The organism is Allobosea sp. WAO (assembly GCF_001509835.1).
Taxonomy (GTDB): Bacteria; Pseudomonadota; Alphaproteobacteria; order Rhizobiales; family Beijerinckiaceae; genus Allobosea.
The window spans coordinates 116,921-132,949 of the sequence record NZ_JXTJ01000001.1 but is presented as its reverse complement, the minus strand read 5'-3'; the positions used below and the strand labels follow the sequence as shown (position 1 = coordinate 132,949).

General features: G+C 67.7%; 18 protein-coding genes. 9 read left to right on the top strand and 9 right to left on the bottom strand.

Annotated features, from left to right (window positions below; translation table 11 throughout):
• Positions 1-140: 140 nt before the first annotated feature.
• From DK26_RS00675 to DK26_RS28810, 4 genes are all read left to right on the top strand, one after another.
• On the top strand, positions 141-713 hold the full coding sequence (locus tag DK26_RS00675) for a PAS domain-containing protein (protein WP_066467308.1): 573 nt from the start codon (positions 141-143) through the stop codon (positions 711-713).
• Between the two features lie 65 nt (positions 714-778).
• Positions 779-1,393 (top strand): PilZ domain-containing protein, encoded by a 615-nt coding sequence (locus DK26_RS00670; protein ID WP_066467307.1) that lies wholly within the window; start codon positions 779-781, stop codon positions 1,391-1,393.
• Between the two features lie 388 nt (positions 1,394-1,781).
• Entirely contained in the window at positions 1,782-2,414 is a 633-nt protein-coding gene (locus DK26_RS00665) for a transglutaminase-like cysteine peptidase (protein ID WP_066467306.1), read from the top strand.
• A gap of 363 nt (positions 2,415-2,777) precedes the next feature.
• Entirely contained in the window at positions 2,778-2,915 is a 138-nt protein-coding gene (locus DK26_RS28810) for a hypothetical protein (protein ID WP_157089438.1), read from the top strand.
• A 268-nt stretch (positions 2,916-3,183) separates the two neighbouring features.
• On the opposite strand, the gene cysE is transcribed toward DK26_RS28810, so the two are convergent.
• Complete coding sequence (gene cysE, locus DK26_RS00660; protein ID WP_066467305.1) at positions 3,184-4,032, bottom strand: serine O-acetyltransferase; 849 nt, start codon at positions 4,030-4,032, stop codon at positions 3,184-3,186.
• 191 nt (positions 4,033-4,223) lie between these two features.
• Entirely contained in the window at positions 4,224-4,994 is a 771-nt protein-coding gene (locus DK26_RS00655; protein ID WP_066467303.1) for an alpha/beta hydrolase, read from the bottom strand.
• A 334-nt stretch (positions 4,995-5,328) separates the two neighbouring features.
• Here DK26_RS00655 and DK26_RS00650 point away from each other — a divergent pair, with 334 nt between their 5' ends.
• The 4 genes from DK26_RS00650 to DK26_RS00635 all read left to right on the top strand — a co-directional run bounded on the left by DK26_RS00650 (position 5,329) and on the right by DK26_RS00635 (position 8,307).
• Positions 5,329-6,327, top strand: coding sequence for a heparan-alpha-glucosaminide N-acetyltransferase (locus DK26_RS00650; RefSeq protein WP_066467301.1), 999 nt, complete (start codon positions 5,329-5,331; stop codon positions 6,325-6,327).
• A 108-nt stretch (positions 6,328-6,435) separates the two neighbouring features.
• On the top strand, positions 6,436-6,687 hold the full coding sequence (locus tag DK26_RS00645; protein ID WP_066467298.1) for a zinc-finger domain-containing protein: 252 nt from the start codon (positions 6,436-6,438) through the stop codon (positions 6,685-6,687).
• Positions 6,688-6,732: 45 nt separating this feature from the next.
• Entirely contained in the window at positions 6,733-7,923 is a 1,191-nt protein-coding gene (locus DK26_RS00640) for an FAD-dependent monooxygenase (RefSeq protein ID WP_066467296.1), read from the top strand.
• Positions 7,924-7,995: 72 nt separating this feature from the next.
• Entirely contained in the window at positions 7,996-8,307 is a 312-nt protein-coding gene (locus DK26_RS00635) for a hypothetical protein (RefSeq protein ID WP_066467294.1), read from the top strand.
• Positions 8,308-8,310: 3 nt separating this feature from the next.
• Here the strand turns inward: DK26_RS00635 and DK26_RS00630 are convergent, their stop codons facing one another.
• The 4 genes from DK26_RS00630 to DK26_RS00615 all read right to left on the bottom strand — a co-directional run bounded on the left by DK26_RS00630 (position 8,311) and on the right by DK26_RS00615 (position 12,784).
• The gene (locus DK26_RS00630; RefSeq protein ID WP_066467406.1) at positions 8,311-8,943 is read right to left on the bottom strand and encodes a pyridoxamine 5'-phosphate oxidase family protein; all 633 of its coding nucleotides are present in this window, start codon (positions 8,941-8,943) and stop codon (positions 8,311-8,313) included.
• 95 nt (positions 8,944-9,038) lie between these two features.
• Positions 9,039-10,433, bottom strand: coding sequence for a chromate efflux transporter (gene chrA, locus DK26_RS00625; protein WP_066467292.1), 1,395 nt, complete (start codon positions 10,431-10,433; stop codon positions 9,039-9,041).
• Positions 10,430-11,260: a sulfurtransferase/chromate resistance protein gene (locus DK26_RS00620; protein ID WP_066467290.1), complete on the bottom strand. Its 831-nt coding sequence runs from the start codon at positions 11,258-11,260 to the stop codon at positions 10,430-10,432. Before DK26_RS00620 ends, chrA begins: the two co-directional genes overlap by 4 nt.
• A gap of 258 nt (positions 11,261-11,518) precedes the next feature.
• Positions 11,519-12,784, bottom strand: a complete 1,266-nt coding sequence (locus DK26_RS00615) for a hemolysin family protein (protein ID WP_066467283.1) — start codon at positions 12,782-12,784, stop codon at positions 11,519-11,521.
• 226 nt (positions 12,785-13,010) lie between these two features.
• On the opposite strand from DK26_RS00615, the gene DK26_RS00610 reads away from it, so the two are divergent.
• On the top strand, positions 13,011-13,619 hold the full coding sequence (locus tag DK26_RS00610) for a DUF938 domain-containing protein (protein WP_066467281.1): 609 nt from the start codon (positions 13,011-13,013) through the stop codon (positions 13,617-13,619).
• An 11-nt stretch (positions 13,620-13,630) separates the two neighbouring features.
• On the opposite strand, the gene DK26_RS00605 is transcribed toward DK26_RS00610, so the two are convergent.
• From DK26_RS00605 to DK26_RS00595, 3 genes are all read right to left on the bottom strand, one after another.
• Complete coding sequence (locus tag DK26_RS00605) at positions 13,631-14,245, bottom strand: hypothetical protein (RefSeq protein ID WP_157089436.1); 615 nt, start codon at positions 14,243-14,245, stop codon at positions 13,631-13,633.
• 76 nt (positions 14,246-14,321) lie between these two features.
• A complete protein-coding gene (locus tag DK26_RS00600; protein ID WP_066467277.1) occupies positions 14,322-15,272 on the bottom strand; it encodes a hypothetical protein in 951 nt (316 codons plus the stop codon).
• A 150-nt stretch (positions 15,273-15,422) separates the two neighbouring features.
• Positions 15,423-16,004 (bottom strand): DedA family protein, encoded by a 582-nt coding sequence (locus tag DK26_RS00595; protein ID WP_066467276.1) that lies wholly within the window; start codon positions 16,002-16,004, stop codon positions 15,423-15,425.
• Between the last annotated feature and the right edge of the window lie 25 nt (positions 16,005-16,029).

The following is a 16,029-nucleotide window of genomic DNA, read 5'->3' as shown; positions in this document are numbered from 1 at the left end:
CGCTACGATGGCCAGACGGCACGCACTCTGCGTCCCTCGCTCAGCCAAGGACTCAAACGTCTCTGATTCGTACGGATGCGCCCCGATTTGGGACGTAACCCGCACAAATCGGAGGACGCAGGACCCGACTGGACAATGCTATGAAGAACCCGAGCACCCGCCTGGTTTTTAACTATTGGGACGAGCTGCGCGGCGAGCGCAACGCCCCGGAGCGCGGCGAGATCGAGCCCGGCGCCCTGCGCCACGCGCTGGCCGACACCTTCGTTCTGGAGAACGAGCCGATCGGCCCGGTCTTCCGGCTCGCCGGCACCAGGCTCTGTGCCCTGTTCGGGCGCGAGCAGCGTGGACGGGCCTTCGCCGCGCTCTGGCCGGATGTCGAGACCCAGGGCGAGATGCGCCGTCTGGTCCAGACCGTGATGGACGAGACCGCAGGTGCGGTCGCCGGCCTCTCGGCCGAGACCAGCGGCGGCGCGAGCGTGCACCTCGAACTGCTGCTGCTGCCGCTGCGCTATCGCGGCCGCACCCATGCCCGCGTGCTCGGCGCCCTCTCCCCGGCCGTCACCCCGGAATGGCTCGGCCTCGACACGCTGGATTCGATGCGGATGATTTCGCTCAGGATGATCTGGCCGGGAACCCCGTCGCCCCGCCATGTCGAGGCGCCCGTTGCCGGCCAGCGGCCGAAATTGATGCTGCTGCCCGGCGGCCGTGTCTGAAAAGGCTAACCAACTCTTAACCAGCGGGCCTCTAGGGTAACTCCGGTTAAGAACCGGAATCCGTCATGCTGACCGCGCTGAACAATCAGAGGAGAGCGGCCGCGCCTGTCGAACGCAGGCGTCATCAGCGCATGAAGGTCGTGCTGCTCGGCCGCTACATGCTGCCGAACCGCATGGAATATCCCTGCCAGACGACGGACATCTCCCCTGGCGGCCTGCACGTCACCGCTCCGGCCAAGCCGGCCACCGGCGACCGCGTCATCATCTACCTCGAGCATCTCGGCCGCATCGAGGGCCACGCTGTCCGCAACACGCCCGACGGCTTCGCCATGACGATCACCGCGACGAGCCGCAAGCGCGAGAAGTTCACGGCACAGCTGACCTGGCTCGCCAACCGCGACGAGCTCGGCCTGCCCGAGGATCGCCGCCATGAACGCGTCGTGCCGCGCAATCCGCGCTGCGTCGTGACGCTGGAGGACGGCACCGAGCATTCCGTGCGCCTGATCGACTTCTCGCTCTCCGGCGCCGCCTTCGCCTCCGACCACCAGTTCATCATGGGTGCGCCCGTGCGCCTCGGCAGCACGGCCGCCAAGATCGTCCGGCGCTTCGACGGCGGCTACGCCGCCGAGTTCCGCATGCCGCTCTCGGCCGACCTGCTCGACGAGAATCTCGAGCTCTGACCCGGCCGCGGCCCGCATGGCCGCATCGCTCCAGATAGCTCCATCGTCAGAACATCGGATCGCCAAGCCGCGCCCGATAGGGCGCTTTGCTGCCCAGCCGCGCGTCCTCGCCGGGCCGCGCCTTGGAGGTTGACGGCTAACCGCCTCGCCTCTCCCGCTGAGATCTCGATCGCCTCTGCCGTGCCGGCCTTGCGCCACCGACCTCCCGCGGCTGGTTAACAAATCCTTGCGCGAGCGCTCAAAATTATTACAATGAGTTTTATACTTGGTTTGTACTGAAATCCGCCGACAGAAGAAAAGCCGATTTAGATAAAATTGCTCGCTTTCACTTCAAGCGATCTCGATGGCCGCAAGTCAAAGTCATCCCCGGGACAGGAAAGGGGACGACATGCTTTCGAAGGTTCGGGGATATCGCAGCTGCCTGATCGCCGCTGCCATCGGATTGGCCGCCACTGCGGCGCAGGCCCAGTCGCAGAGCGCCGGGCTGCCGGTTGCCAGCGCGCCGATCATCGCCAATGGCGATGCCAGGGCGCCTTACGCCTGGACGGATTTCTGCAAGCGCACCCCGGCGGAATGCGCCGTGAACACCCAGGAAGACGATACGGTCGAGCTGACGCCGAAGCTCTGGAAGACGATCGTCGCGACCAATCTCAAGGCCAATCGCGAGATCGAGGCGGTCACCGACCAGGATCACTGGGGCGTCGTCGACCGCTGGGACATCCCGACCGACGGCAAGGGTGACTGCGAGGACTATGTGCTCCTGAAGCGCAAGCGCCTCGCCGAGGCCGGCGTGCCGCGCCGGGCCATGCGCGTCACCGTGGTGATCGACGAGGACAATGCCGGCCACGCCGTGCTGATGATCCGCACCGACCGCGGCGACCTGATCCTCGACAACAAGCGCAACGCGATCCTGCCCTGGAGCCAGACTGGCTACACCTATGTGAAGCGCGAGTCCCAGGCCCGTGTCGGCTGGACCTCGCTTGGTGGCCTGTCGACGCCGACCGTGGCCTCGCTGCGCTGAACTGAACCAGGCCGACGCTGGACGGGGACCACGGTCCGGCGCGGCTGAGAAGAACGGCAGCGATCGCCTTGCGCAATGCGCAAGTAGCTGCCGGAAAGATGGCGCGGCCCGGTCACGTCCCCACCCACCCGTCCCCGACCGGGCGACGTCTAGGGCCGGCCCCTTCCCCGGGGGCCGGCCCGCTTCGTTTTCACGCCCGGTCAATGCGCCCAGAGGTCGGGCGATAGCCCGGCCCGGTTCGATGCCTCGCGTTCGAGCCGGTATCTTCTCTGTGCCGGAGCTGGAATTTATGCCCGTTTTCCCCCAAATGGGGGGTGATTTCGGCCTGCGCGCGCCGTTAGCCTCGTCTCGGGGGAGACGGATATGGCAATCGGGCTTTTCAGTGTTGCAGTTGCTTCTGCAAGCTATGTCGCGTTCGGCACGGCCGAAGCGGGGGCGGCAATCGGTGTCTTCGCCTTTGCAGGGCTGTGGCTCGGCAAACGCGCGCTCTCCAGTTCCTGACCTGCGCGAGCCCCGCCGTCGAGGGCGAGAAGCACACGCCACGAAAGGCCCGGCGACGCCCTCGAAAACATCGGGCCGAAAAGCGGACTCCGCTCTTCACGATGCGTAAACGATGAGACGGATCGCCGGCGTGCATCCGAAAGAACGCTAGAGCCGGTTTCGATCAGATTGGATCAATCTGATCGGCGAATGCGCCTCTTACTTTAAGATGGGGCCGTTTTGCCGATCGGCTTGCGGCGCAAGCTGATCGGAACGGGCTCTGGGAGATCTAGATCCCGCCGCCGCAATCACTGGTCAGGATCTGGTCCATCGAGCGGGCGGGCTCGGCGCAGCCGGCCTCGCCGACCACCTTGGCCGGAACGCCCGCGACCGTGGTGTTGCGCGGCACCGCCGCCAGCACGACCGAGCCGGCCGCGACGCGGGCGCATTGCCCCACCTCGATGTTGCCGAGGATCTTGGCGCCGGCGCCGATCAGTACGCCCTTGCGGATCTTCGGATGGCGGTCGCCGCCCTGCTTGCCGGTGCCGCCGAGCGTGACGTCTTGCAGCATCGAGACATTGTCCTCGATCACCGTGGTCTCGCCGACGACGAGGCCGGTGGCGTGGTCGAGGAAGACGCCCTTGCCGATCTTCGCGGCCGGGTTGATGTCGGTCTGGAAGACTTCGGAGGAGCGGCTTTGCAGATAGAGCGCGAAATCGCGCCGCCCCTGGTTCAGCAGCCAATGCGCCAGGCGGTGGGCCTGGAGCGCGTGGAAGCCCTTGAAGTAGAGCACCGGCTCGAGCAGCCGGTAGCAGGCGGGGTCGCGGTCGAGCACGGCGACGACATCGGCGCGGATGCCGTGGCTGATCTCGGGATCGGCGGCGAGCGCCTCTTCGAAGGCCTGGTCGATCAGTTCGGCGGGAACCGCCGCATGGGCGAGACGTGCCGAGACGCGATGCGAGACCGCCTCCTCGAAGCTGCGCTGGTTCAGCACGGTCGAGAGGATGAAGCTGGTCATCGCCGGCTCGGCGGCGACCGCCTGCTCGGCCTCGCGACGCAGCCGCGACCAGACGGGATCGACCCGATCGAGCCCGGTAGCGGGATCACGGGCTTCGATGTTCGGGCGTCCCGATGGCATGGCGTTCTCCGCTACGGTGCGCTCGGCGAGCAATTATTCCGGCACGACGGCGTCGCGCAGAAGGAGATGGGCCTGCCTTCTAGCTGAATCAAGCCGTGAAGGACAAGAGTCGAAATGCGAACCGCCGCATGCAAGTCATTGACGGAGAATAATATTCTCCTACAGGAGAACGTTATTCTCCGGACCATGGGTCACGCCCGGCGCGACAGGAACTCCAGCACCGCCTGCTTGTGGGTCTTGTCGCCGACCGCCAGATTATGGTCGCGGCCGACGATGTCGAAGCTCTCTGCGCCCGGGATCAGCGCCGCCAGTTCCGGTCCGGAACCGGAGACATCGTCCTTGGTACCGACGCTGACCAGGGTCGGCACCGCGATCTTGCCGACCTGCTCGGCTGTGAGCGTCTGGCGGGTGCCGCGGATGCAGGCGGCGAGCGCGCGTAGGTCGCTGCCGGTGTTCTCGGCGAAGGCGCGGAACATGCGCTGCATCGGATCGGTCAGGTCGGCTAGCGAGGGCGCCTCCATCGCATCGGCGATACCGAGCGGCAGGCCGACGCCCTCGACGAGATGGATGCCGAGCCCGCCGAGCAGCAGCGCGCGAACCCGCTCCGGATGCGCCAGCGCCAGATGCGCCGAGATGCGGGCGCCCATCGAATAGCCCATCACATCGGCGCGCTCGATGCCGAGATGGTCCATCAGCCGACGGACATCCTCGGCCATGATGTTCGAGTTGTAGGCCTCGGGGTCGTAGAGCTTCTGGCTCTGGCCGTGGCCGCGATTGTCGAGCAGCACCACCCGGTGGCCGGCATGGGTCAGCGTCTTGCTCCACTGCGTATTCACCCAGTTGACCATATGGCTCGAGGCGAAGCCGTGGACGAGCACGATCGGATCGCCGGAACCGCCCTCGATGGTCGGTGCGAGGTCGAGATAGGCCAGGCTGACGCCGTCGGAATCAAATCGCTGCATGTCGTCGCGCCGTTCTTTCGAAAACTGTCCCCTGCTGTGCCATGCCGGGGCGGGTTTTGGTAGCCGCACCCGCCGGCATGGCAGCATGCAGCGGCGTCCCTGCCGCGCGCAGGCCGTCGTCCTCGGTATCTGGCTCAACTCTCTGGCCCTCGTCCTGAGGAGGCCCGAAGGGCCGTCTCGAAGGACGCTTCAGATGGCTCCCGAGCCTCCTGGACCATCCTTCGAGACGCCGCGGACGCGGCTCCTCAGGATGAGGGCTGGGAACTGCCCACGGCCGCAAGGCGCGGCGCACGCCCCTTCCCCAGCCCCGGCTCTCCGCCTAAGAGTTCACCCCATGAGCGAGCAAGCCACGGCCTCGGCCAAGATCCCCACCCCGGCAAAGACCTCCACCCCGGCCCGAGGCCGCATCGAACTGCTCGACCTGGCGCGCGGCATCGCCCTGCTCGCCATGTTCGTCTACCATTTCGCCTACGACCTCTCTTTCTTCCGCCTGATCCGCGTCGATGTCGTCTCCGATCCCGGCTGGCGGCTCTTCGCCCGGCTGATCGCCGGCTCCTTCCTGACGATCGTCGGCTTCAGCCTGATCCTGGCGACGCGAAACGGCCTGAACCGGCAGGCCTATGCGAAGCGCTTCGCCATGGTCGCCGGCGCCGCGCTCTTGGTCACGGTCGGCACCTGGTTCGCGATCCCCCAGAACTTCATCTTCTTCGGCATCCTGCACCACATCGCATTGGCGAGCCTACTGGCGCTGCCCTTCCTGCGGCTGCCGGCCCTCGCTCTGGCACTGATCGCTGCGGTCTGGTTCGCCCTGCCCTTCATCCTCGGCGGCGAGGTCTTCGAAACCGAATGGCTGTCCTGGCTCGGCTTCGGCCCCTGGCCCTACACCGCCGATTTCGTGCCGCTCTTCCCCTGGTTCGCCTGCGTCCTCGCCGGCATGGCGCTGGGCAAGCTCGCCCTGGCTAGGGCGCCCGATGGCGGTTGGACGCTCTGGCGCGCCAGATCGGCCCCGACCCGCCTCGTCGCGCTCGGCGGTCGCCACAGCCTGTTCGTCTATCTCGTCCACCAGCCGCTCTTCATCGGTGCGCTCATGCTTTTCATGCAGCTCTCCGGCCCCAAGCTGCCGGACGCCGACGCCGTGCCCTTCCTCGCCGCCTGCCAGCGCAGCTGCGTCGCGACAGGCACGCCGAAAGAGTCCTGCGAACGCGTCTGCTCCTGCTCGATGGAGGGGCTGAAGCGCGATGAGCTCTGGAGCCGCGTGCTCGCCGATGCCCTCACCTCGGAGCAGACCGAGCGCGCCCGCGAGATCGGGCTGGCCTGCGCCCGGGCCCGCTGAGGCCGGAAGGCAATGCTCTGGGATTATGGAGCCATCGCCGCGGCGCACTGGCGCGCCCGCGGGCGAGCGACTATCCTGCGCCGCAAATCGAGACGATAGAGAGCGACCATGGCCGACCACGGCACACCGCATTTCCACAACGATCCCGGCGTCGCCGTCATCCATGTCGGCGCGCGCGAGCTGATGTGCATCGGCGCCAAGCCGCCCTTCGACCATCCGCATGTCTTCCTCGACATGGGCTCGGATGACGAGATCATCTGCCCCTATTGCTCGACGCTGTTCAAATACGAGCCTTCGCTCGGCGCCGGTCACGGCAAGCCGGCGGAATGCGAGTACCACGACGCCCCCAAGGCGGCTTGAGGCGCTTCCCGCCGGGGGCGCGGCGGGACGTGAACGGCTGAAGCCATGTCTCCGATCCTGATCGCCGGCGCCGGCATTGGCGGCCTCACCGCGGCCATTGCGCTGGCGCGCCGTGGCATTCCCGTCGTCATCGCCGAGAAGCGCACCCGCTTCGCCGAGGCCGGCGCCGGCATCCAGGTCTCGCCCAATGCCGGCCGCGTGCTCGAGGCGCTCGATCTCGGCATCGCCTTGCGCCGTGCTGCCGTCCGGCCCGAATCTCTCGCGATCAGCCGCTGGCGGAGCGAGACGCCGCTGCTCAGCATGCCCTATGCGCCGCCGGCGCCGGGCGCGACGCCCTCAAGGGCGCTGAAGCGGGCCGATCTCCACCAGATCCTGCTCGATGCCGCCCGCACCTTGCCGAACATCCGCTGGCTGATCGGCCGCGGCCTGCTCGCCTGCGCCGAGACCGAATCCGGCATCACCGCGACGCTCGTCGCCGAGAACGGCCAGACCGAGACGGTCGAGGCCATGGGCCTGATCGGCGCCGACGGGCTCTGGTCGCAGGCCCGCCAGCTCACCGGCGACACCCGCGAGCCGCGTTTCACCGGCTGGGAGGCCTGGCGGACGCTGATTCCTTCCGCGGAAGTGCCGTCCGAACTGCGCCAGCCCACGGTTTCGCTGCGCCTCGGCAGCGCTCGCCATGCGGTCCACTATCCCGTGGCCGGCGGCAAGGAGATCAATCTCGTCCTGATCCGCGCCGCGCGCGAGGCTCGTCCGGGCTGGTCGCGCGACGGCAACGCAAGCGATATCGCGGGCATCGCCAATGGCGCGCCGATCGCGCTGCGCCATCTGGTCGAGGCCGCGCCCGCCTGGCAGGTCTGGTCGCTCTATGACCGCGAGCCGGCGGCGATGGCGAAAGGCCGCATCGCACTGCTCGGCGACGCCGCCCACCCGGTCCTGCCCTTCCTCGCCCAGGGTGCGGCACTCGCCATCGAGGATGCAGCGGTGCTGGCGCATGAACTGGCGAACGCCCTGCAGGCCGATGGCACCGCCTCGGTTCCCGCGGCCTTCGCCGCCTATGCCGCGGCACGACAGGGCCGGGCGACGCGCGTCCAGCAGGCGAGCCGCGACAATGCCCGCTCCTATCATCTCGGCCGGCCCTGGAGCTATGCCCGCGACATCGTGCTGCGCCGTCTCGGCCCCGAAGGCCTGCGCCAGCGCTATGCCTGGGTCTATGACTGGCCGCTTCCCGGCTGAAATTACGCCTGCCGCCCTCGTCAACGCCGCATTGGCTTCCTAGATTAGCGCCAACCGAACGAACGACGAGCCATGATCCGCATCGACCTGAACAGCCGCCTCAACCAGAGTACGGGCCGCCTGCCGCGCTGGGCGAGCTATCTCATCATGGCCGGAGCCTTTGCCCTCGGCGTGCTGCTGTTCCTGGTGGCAGCCAGCCTCGCCTTGATCCTGATTCCGGTCGTGCTGATCGGCGGCGCCATCGCCGCCTGGCAGATGCGCCGGCGCATGCGCGCCGCCGGCATCGATCCGCAGAACCCCTTCGGCCAGCAGCAGCCGGGCGCCGCGCAGGGCGAGATCGTCGACGCCGAATACCGCGTCATCGAGACGAACGAGCGGCGCTAGCCCCTAGCTCTGGGCGCGCCCGGCCAATTCCGCGCGCAGCCGGGCATTCTCGACCTCTAGCTCCTCCAGCCGCTGTCGCACCGGCGCGAGCGCCGGTGCCAGCTCTGCCTCGCTGAAGCGTGGGGTGATGTGCTGCGGGCAATTCCAGTCAAAGGCCTCGACCTTGATCGTCATGCCGCGCTCGGGCACGGCGCGGTAGCCCGGCACGATCAGGCGGCGTGCCAGTTCCGGCTCCGCCGCAAGATCGTGGAAGCGGGCGCGCCCAAAGATCTTCAGCCGCGCCTGGTTGCCATAGTCCATCAGGAACAGGCAGAGCCGGTCATCGGCGCTGAGATTGCCCAGGCTGAGATATTGCCGGTTGCCGCGCAGGTCGGCGAAGCCGAGCGTTGTCTCGTCGAGCACGCGCAGGAAGCCCTGCGGACCACCGCGATGCTGCAGATAGGGCCAGCCGGTTTCGGAGACGCTCGCCATGTAGAATGAGTCGCGAGCGGCGATGAAGGCAGCCTCGCTGCCGCCGAGCCGGTCGTGATGCGGCGCGCCCTCCTCCTGCCTGGCATAGGCACGGCGACTACCTTGGGTCTCCTGTGCCGCTCTGACGGCGGGCGTCGTCGCGATCTCGAGAAAACGATGGGTCATGGCGTTGGCCTCCAGACCCACCGAAATGATCATTCCCTCGACCGAGCACAATTTCCGCGCCGGGCAGTTCAGAATTCCGCCGGATGAGACAGTCGCTATCCCAGCATGCGCAAGGCGACGCCGGCGAGCGCGCAGCCGGCGAGCACCGTCATCATCCCCTGCTTGAAGCGCAGCATGGCCAGCATCGCGCCGGCGGAGAGCAGAGCCGCCCGCCAGTCCAGCGTCGAGAGCACCGGCAGGTCCGGCGAGAGCGGGCCTAAGCTGACGGGCCGGACCGTGCCGAACAGCACATGCAGCCCGAACCAGAGCGCAAGGTTCATGATCACGCCGACCACCGCCGCCGTGATCGCGGTCAGCGAGGCCGAGAGCACCCGGTTGCCGCGCAGCGCCTCGACATAGGGTGCGCCCAGGAAGATCCAGAGGAAGCAGGGCGCGAAGGTAACCCAAAGCGTCAGCAGAGCGCCGAAACTGCCGGCGACGAGCGGATCGAACCCGCCCGGAACCCGCGAGGCGGCGAGGAAGCCGACGAATTGCAGCACCAGGATCAGCGGCCCCGGCGTGGTTTCGGCAAGGCCGAGCCCGTCGACCATCTCGCCGGCGACGAGCCAGCCATAGCCCTCGACCGCCGCCTGCGCGACATAGGCCAGCACCGCATAGGCCCCGCCGAAGGTGACGACCGCCATGGCGCTGAAGAAGCTGCCGATCTGCGTGAAGACATTGTTCCCGCCTGCCAGAAGCCAGAGCAGCGCCACCGGGCCGAGCCAGAGCGGCAGCCAGAGCGCAAGCGTCCGCAACGCCCGGCCGGTCGAGGGCTTGGCGTGCTCCAGCTCTCCGCGTTCGAACATCAGGTCGACGACGCCCTTGAATTCGGGCGCGCCGTCCTTGCCGGCATGGCCGCCAGCCTCGAACAGCGCCGGCGCATAGAGGCTGCCGAGCCAGCCGGTCAGCCCGGCGGCGAGGATCACCAGCGGAAACGGCAGCTTGAACAGGAAGAGCGCGAGGAAGGCGGCGACCGCGATCGCAATCATCGCCCGGTTCTTCAGCGCCCGGCGGCTGATCCTGAGCCCGGCCTCGATCACCACGGCGAGCACCGCGGCCTTCACGCCGAAGAACACCGCATCGACAACCGGCACGCTGCGATAGAGCACGTAGAGAACGGACAGGCCCAGCATCACCAGCGCGCCGGGCAGGACGAAGAGCAGCCCCGCGATCAGCCCGCCGACCGTGCGGTGCAGCAGCCAGCCAACATAGATGGCGAGCTGCTGTGCCTCCGGCCCGGGCAGGAGCATGCAGTAGTTAAGTGCGTGCAGGAAACGCCGCTCGCCGATCCAGCGGCGGTCCTCGACCAGTTCCTTGTGCATCAGCGCGATCTGGCCGGCCGGGCCGCCGAAGGAGAGCAGCCCGATCTTCGCCCAGAGGCGGGTCGCCTCGCCGAGCGAAGGAATTTCGGCAGCAGCGGCCCTGCTTGCCTCATCGGTCGCGATCGTCATGGCCGCCCCCCTGCTCCTGCCGGCACGGACGGCCAGTTATGGGTTTCCTCGGTGGCATCGCGGCACCAGCGGTAGAACGTGTCATAGAGCAGCATGCCGGCATCGAGCTGTGCCAGATCATCGCGAAACATCCGCGACAATCCGAGCGACGCCGCGAGGAATCCAGCCGCCTGCGGCACGTCGTCGAGCCGGGCGGTGTCCGCCGCCCTGACGATCGCAGCGAGCTTGTCGAGCGCCGGCAGCGACAGGCCGAACTCCTCGATCATCGTGTCGAAGCTGCAGCGTTCGCCGCGATGGCTCCAGAACACGCCGTCTATGTCGAAGGGCGTCGCGCCGAAGCGCTCGGCCACGGCCTCGACCTCCGAGGCCGTCACGAACAGGAAGACGGCCTCAGGGTCGACGAAGCGGCGGATCAGCCAGGGACAGGCGATGCGGTCGACCTTCGGCCGCGCCCGCGTCACCCAGACGGTCCGGCCGGCGCCGTCGCGGGCCGGGAGCTTGCCGGCCTCGACCAGCGGCAGGCTGGCTTCCCGCCAGGCCTCGAAGCCGCCGACGAGAACTTCCGCCGAGATCCCTTCATGCCGCAGCCAGGCCGCGACGCCTTCGCTGAGCTTCAGCCCGCGCTGGCACGAGACCACGACCTTGTGGCCGGCATAGGCTCCGGCCCAGTCCGTGACATCGTCATGTCGCCGACGCTGCGAGGCCGGAAGCAGCCGCGCATCGGCGGCAAAGTCCTCATCGTTGCGGACATCGATCAGGACCGGCGCATCGGGCAGGCCGACGAGCCGTGATAATTGGGCAGCGCTGATCTGGATATTGGAAGACATGGCGTCCCTCCTGGAAGCTAGGAGACTGGACGCGATCCTTGGGCTGACGCCTCACGGGGTCGTCGCGAATGAACCCCTGCGGAATTTAGACCATGGCGACCGGGGGGCGTCAACGGCGTCGATGGCCAGCCCCCGCCGCCGTCATGCTCGCCCTTGTGGCGAGCATCCACGCCTTGGAGATCAAGCCGTCCGAGGGATGGCGGGGATGGTCGGGACAAGCCCGACCATGACGGAGAACTGTGCGTTTGCGGACGCCGCTCAGTCGATCCGGGAGACCAGGATCTTGTCGATCCGGCGGCCGTCGAGATCGACCACCTCGAAGCGCCAATGGCCCTTCTGGAAGCTCTCGCCGACATTCGGCAGGCGGTTCATCTCGGCGAGGATGAAGCCCGCCACCGTCTGGTAGTCGGCATCGCGCGGCACATGGATGCCGAGCTCATGCGAGAACTCGTCGACCTGCATCCAGCCGGCGACCAGATAGGAGCCATCGGAGCGCGTCACCACGGCCGGCTCGCTGTCGTCCTCTTCCTGGAAGGCGCCGGTGATCGCCTCCAGCACGTCGCTGGAAGTGATGATCCCCTCGAAATGGCCGTACTCGTCGAAGACCAGCGCCATGTGCACCGGCGAAGCGCGGATGGCGCGCAGCACGTCGAGCGCGCCGGTCGTGTCGAGCACCACCGGGGTCTGCTGGACCATGCTGCGCAATTCGCGGCCGTCGCCATCGGAGAAGGCGTCGAACATGTCCTTGACCGTGACGACGCCGATGATCGAGTCGGCCTCGCCATCCTGCACCGGCAGGCGCGAGCGACGCGTCGCGCGCAGCTGCGCCCTGATCTCCGCCGGGCTGTCGGAGAGGTCGAGATGCTCGACCTCGCGACGAGGCGTCATCAAGGCCCGCGCCGAACGGTCGGCGAGGCGCATCACGCCCGAGATCATCTCGCGCTCGTCGCGCTCCAGCACGCCGGCCGTCTCGGCCTCGGCGATGATGGTGCGGACCTCCTCCTCGGTCACCTTCTCCTCCGACTCGCCCTTCTGGCCGAGCAGGGCGAGAACGGTCTTGCCGGAGATGTCGAGCAGCCAGACCAGCGGCGAGCCGATCTTGGCGAGCAGCGCCATCGCCGGAGCGACGCGTGCGGCAACGCGCTCGGGGTCGCGCAGCGCGATCTGCTTCGGCACAAGCTCGCCGATGATCAGCGAGAGATAGGTGATCGCGACGACGACTGTGCCGACGCCGACGCCATCCGCGACCGCGTTGGAAAAGCCCTGCTCGTCGCGCAGCCAGTCGGAGAGGCGCGTGCCGAGCGTCGCGCCCGAAAAGGCGCCCGAGAGGACGCCGACGAGCGTGATGCCGATCTGGACGGTGGAGAGGAAGCGGCCGGGATTGTCGGCCAGGCGCTGGGCTGTCGCCGCGCCGCGGCTACCCTGATCGCTGAGAACCTTGAGCCTTGCTGGTCTGGACGAGACGACCGCGAGTTCCGACATGGCGAGCACACCGTTGATGACGGTGAGGACGACGACGATCAAAATCTCGGTTAACAACACCAGCTCGAAGGCTGCAGGGCCGCACTCGTTATCGGCCTGCTTCGCCAGCGCTTATAGAGCATCGCGCGGGAATGTATGTACCGGTTTTTCGCACGGGCGATGCGCTAAGCTTGGCGAGTCGATCACAGTTTCTCGCGCTCGATTGCTTCTGTCCCGATACGGCATGATTTGAAGCATCGTCCGGCGCCTGCGATGGGAGAACCGTAACTTGCCCGAAGCCGAAACCCGCCAGTTCGCGCCCTCCGCCCAGCGCAATCGCGATCCGATCCTCGCCGTTCTCCGCGAAACATTGCCGGCGAGCGGGCTGGTGCTCGAGATCGCCAGCGGCTCGGGCGAGCACGCCGTGCACTTCGCGGCCGCCCTGCCCGGCCTGTCCTTCCAGCCTTCCGACCCGAATGCCGAGGCACGTGCCAGCATCGACGCCTGGGCAAAGGAAGCCGCGCTGCCGAATCTGCTGCCCGCCCTGCCCCTCGATGCCGCGACGCCGGGCTGGCCGCTCGCCCGCGCCGATGCGGTGATCTGCATCAACATGATCCACATCTCGCCCTGGGCAGCGACGCAAGGTTTGATCGCCGAATCGGCGCGGCTGCTGCCGCCGGGCGGCCCGCTCTATCTCTACGGCCCCTATCGCCAGAGCGGCGTGCCACTCGTGCCCAGCAATGTCGCCTTCGACGAGAGCCTGCGCAGCCGTGATCCGCGCTGGGGCCTGCGCGAGCTCGACGAGGTCGCGGCCCTCGCGGCCGCCGCGGGCTTCGGGCCGCCAGAGGTCACGGCGATGCCCGCGAACAATCTCAGCGTCGTGTTCCGCAAGCGCTGATAGGACAGGGCTTAGCCGCCGTCGCAGCTGGTCTCCTGCACCGCGCAGATCCGGTCGAGCCAGGCGCGGAAGCGGCCCGGCTCCAGCCCGGCGCGCGCCGCCGGCTTGACCTCCAGCGCCTCCAGCACGTCGCTGCCGGCCGGCAGCGGCCCGTATTCGACCAGCACCCATTTGCCGCTGCAGCCGAGCAGCCGCCCGTTCTGGATGAAGGCGTCGCTGTCGAAAGCCATGCCGTCCCGCCCCGCGATGATCGCCGGGGCCTTGGCATCAGGCCGCTCGCGACCAGTATCGGCCTGCGACTTCACGGTGAGCTTGCGGCCGCTCACCCAGCCGCTGCCCTTGAACATCGGTCGCGCGGTAGCTTCGGTCAGCGCCTCGTTGTCGCGTGCCTTGCGGATCTGGAACCAGCCATCGCTGCCCGCCGTGACCTCGACCTCCACCATCGCCCGGATCGGCGGATCGGACTTGCTCTGCGTCACCGGCGGCAGCCGCCCGACAATCTTGTGCCCGACGCCGGGGCCGGCGCGGACATTGAGGCCTTCGGGATCGGTCTCGTTGACGAAGGCACCGAAAGAGCAGCGCGCCTGCCCGCCCGGCGGCAACAGGGCGCCGGGCTGCGCCAGCACCGGCGCGGCCGCGCCTAAAGCCAGGGCCAGCGTGACAATGGCGATGCCCCGGCGCCTGCCGGCTGCGGGGCGGGGCTCAGGCCGCGGCATTGACGAGCACATAGTAGAAGGAGTTCGGCTTGCCGACGGCCTTCAGGAAGTTGGCATAGCGGTTCTTTGGGATGGTCTGGCAGCCGGCCGACCAGGTGTTGGGCTCCAGCACGGTGTCGGCGCCGCCCTGATGGATATACATCGTCTTGCCGGCCCCCTTGGGATCGATCCGCTTCCTGTCCTGCTCTGTGAAGCGGCCGTCGCCATCCGTGTCGCGCTCGACGACTTGGTCGATCCCGACGATGAAGGCGCGGTTGCCGAGATGGCCGCCCCTCTTCTCGAAATACTGGTAGGTGCCTTCGGTCAGGCGTCCGGCATCCCGGATCCCGTCCTTGTCGATATCGTTGCCTTCGGTCTTGCTGAACTTCACGCCCCGGTAGCGCTTGTCCGTGGTGGTGCTGGCCCGCTGGGAATATTGCGCGCCGGGCTCGGTGCAGATCGGGAAGATCGCGAGATGCCGGAAGCGGCCGCAGCGACGCATGATCACCAGCGTGTCGTCATAGGAGCCCTTGCCGCGATGGGCGAGCGTGCTGCTCTCGGTGCGCAGCGACAGCATCACCAGCCGCCCGAAATTGAGGTCGAAGCGCGCGGCCGGCGAGGCGAAGCGCCAATAGATCGCCGCGTAGGAATCGAACTCCTGCTTCGGAGTCCGAAACTGCGGGCGCAGGCCCGCCGGGCGCCGGAAGCGCACATTCAGGATCTCGGAGTAGAGGTCGCGCGCGGCCGGCAAAGCGCGCAGCCGCGCCTCGGCGCGCGGGCTGAGCCGCGTCTCCACGACACGCCAGAGGAAGTCCTGCAGGGTTGGCGGAACCGCCGCGACGATGCTCTGCCAATAGGGCACGGCAATCGTGCGGTCCTGTTCGAGGCAACGGTTGAACTCACGCGCGAAGGTCGCGAAATCGAGACGACCGGTCAGGTCAGGGCGCCGCATGCTCATCGCCCGCCGCTCCTTGCCTCCGCTGCCCAGACTGGCCGGCCTTCCGCTCACGGCAGGCCGGTGTCGCCACGCCGGCGGCCGACAGCACGGCCAGCGTAACTTCTCAGGAGGATTGTCGGCTAGTGCGGCGCTTTCGCGGCGGCGCCGGCGTCACAGCACCATGGGCAGGACGAAGAAGCCGCCGACGACGACCACGACCAGCGCCAGCGCCGTCATCGGCAGGTGCTTCTCGATGAAGATGCGGATGTCGTCGCCGTAATAGCGCAGCGCCACCGCGATCATCGCGAAGAAGGTGACGCGGGAGATCACCATGCCGACGGTGAACTTCCAGAGATCGAAATGCAGGAAGCCCGACATGATCGTCACGATCTTGAACGGGATCGGCGTCAGGCCCTTGGTCAGCAGCACCCAGAACCAATAGTCCTGCGAGGTGTGGATCAGGTGCGCGGCCTTTTCCTGCAGGCCGTAGATGCCGATCAGCCAGGCGCCGACCGATTCATAGAGCAGCGCGCCGATCGCATAGCCGAGATAGCCGCCGGTCACGGCGCCGAGCGAGCAGACGCCGGCATAGAACCAGGCGCGGTCCGGACGCGCGATGCACATCGGGATCAGGAGCGGGATCGGCGGCAGCGGGCTGACCGAACTTTCGACGAAGGTGATGGCGAAGAGCAGCCAGGGCGCTGCGGGGTGCGACGCATAGGAGACGCACCAGTCGTAAGCACGCTTCAGCATGTAGTGTTCGACCGCTCCCGGACTC